This window comes from Chitinophaga sp. (genome assembly GCF_035564935.1).
In the GTDB taxonomy this organism is placed as follows: Bacteria; Bacteroidota; Bacteroidia; order Chitinophagales; family Chitinophagaceae; genus Chitinophaga.
Map to the genome: position 1 here is coordinate 1 of NZ_DATMTE010000401.1, position 2380 is coordinate 2380.

The window sequence follows — 2380 nt, forward strand, 5'->3', positions numbered from 1 at the left end:
GCGTAATCCTGCTCCAAGACAATCGCCGAAGGCGATCCCTCCGCTACGCGCTTTGTGTCAGCGCTTTGCTCATGTCTTTTACCAGCGACAGAATTGCCGTCAGCTGGTCGTGCACCTGTTTGGTTTCCAGCATTTCATCACGGACAGGCGTAGCGCCTTTACCATCATTGATTTCCAGCTGCCGCTGATGAACCAGGCTTTCCAGGTGGTCGTCCAGCCGGTCGAAGGCATGGATCAGGGGAGAAGGTTGCGCACTGCCGCCGGTGGCGGGATCTGTCATGAGCATGAGCTGATCCATATAATGGAGCAGGTAATCCGTGATTTCGCGGTATTCCGGGCGGGGAAACTGTACCCCGTGATGCATGCTGTATGCCGCCAGCGTGGCGGTGTGAGAAGTGAGTGTATGATTGAGTACCACGTAGTGGTATACTTCAGAAGCATTCTTTTGTTTGCTTTTGGGTTCGGACAACATGCGCTGGAAGGCTGCCATCATGTTGGCTGCAGCTACGTAGGTGTCTTTCCTGGCCAGTTTGAAATCGGTAACGGATACCCGTTCATTGGAATAAGCGCGCATTACCAGTTCAAAATATTTACGGTTGGCTTCCATCATCTTCTTCATGTAATCGGGCACGAAATTATGCTCCCAGCTGGGCCACAGCAGCATGTTGGCAAAGAAGGCGATACCTCCGCCAATGAAGGTGTCCAGTACCCGCTGTGTCAGGTTATACAGGTCGGCAGGATGAAGGAAGTGCAGCAGGAAGATGACAAACGGTGTTACAAAAAATACACTGAGCGTATACCGGATGCTCATAAAACTATAAGCCCCAAGGATACAGATAAGCATTGCCACGAAGATCACCTTATCGTTATGGGTAATATACAGCAGGCCGGCGGCAAACAAGGCGCCGGTAACGGTGCCGATTAAACGCTGTATGCTGCGTGACTTCGTAAGTCCGAAACCCGGTTTCAGGATCACCACTATGGTAAGCAGGATCCAGTATACACGGTCCAGGTGAAGCGCCAGGCCCAGCCCGTAACCCAGCACGGTGGCCAGGCTCACACGGATAGCATGCCGGAAGATATGGGATTTGAACGTGAGGTTATCGCGGAACGTTTCAAAATCGTATTTCTGGCGGGTTGTAAATTTAGACAGCTCCAGTTTGGGATCAATGGACTCGTCTTTCAGTCGCTCCAGCCGGGTAAGCCGGTGCAGGTTATAAATACGCTGGGCCATATCCTGAAGGTTTTGCAGGATGTTGGTGAGCGGAATGGTACGGGTTTTTTCCCGGAGGGTGGGCAGCTTCAGGGTAATATCGGCGATAGCCTGTTTCACCTTTTCCATCTCAAATTTCAGGTTGGTTTTTGGGAGGGAACGCTGACCTGCTGCCACTGCCATGCCTATATTTTTCAGTTCCTGTACGAATTGCATGATAAGGACATGGAATTTTTCCAGGATCGCTTCATCTTTGAAATCGGCCTGCAGGGCGTTATAGTCCGTTTGCGAGGCCATGATCTGTTCCTGGAGGTCTACCATATCCAGGAAAATGAGTACCATGCTTTTGTTCAGGCTGGTAGTACCTTGTTGGGCAGACCGTCTTTTCAGCAGCAGCTCGCGTACATTTTCCTGTTTTTCGTTAACGATCACCTGTTGTGCCAGCACGGCTTTGTAGTTCTCGCTTACATGGATGCCCGGGGTATAAAAGTTAGCCCTTACTTCAAGGTATCGGGCGGTTTGAAGGATGCAGTCGCCCAGGGCCTGTTGTACATTCAGATAAGGACGTATCTGCCAGAGGATCAATGCCAGCACTGCGTACCAGATGCTGCCCAGCAGCACCATAGAAGCCTGCAACAGGGTGAGTTGCGGTGTGAGTTGCGTTTCGCCCAGTATAGATACCAGCACCAGCAGGCAACCGATACCTATATTGCCACCACGGTTACCATAAACCAGCAGCATGGCAAACATAAAACAGCAAATGGCTATCCACACGGCCATCGGGATGGCGTAGGGGATAAGAAGTCCCGTACCCAGCGCGGTGAAGAAGATCAGCACGGTGCTGATGATAAGGCCATTCCGTTTATGCACAATGGTACCGGGTACATCGCTGAGGGCAGTACACAAAGCGCCCATCGATACCGCGATGCCCAGGTCCAGTTTACCAAACCAGGCGAATACCAGCGAAGGCACTACCACACTGATAGTGGTACGTAAGCCGTTGCTGAAATGATAACTGTAAAGAAAATTTTTGATGTTATTGATCTGCTGTTCTGTACGCAAGCGCAAATGGGTTTTTGATGGCGCAAAGATAAGCGTATTTTGTCTGACACGTATTTTGTCTGACTCACTGATTACGCTGATTTTGATGATTACAGGATTTTTATA

The 2380-nt window shown here is 50.4% G+C and carries 1 protein-coding gene; it reads right to left on the reverse strand.

Annotation, left to right across the window (positions count from 1 at the left end; genetic code table 11):
- Positions 1–43 precede the first annotated feature (43 nt).
- On the reverse strand, positions 44–2380 hold a 2337-nt coding region (locus VN105_RS10545; RefSeq protein WP_325640595.1), incomplete at its 5' end, for an FUSC family protein.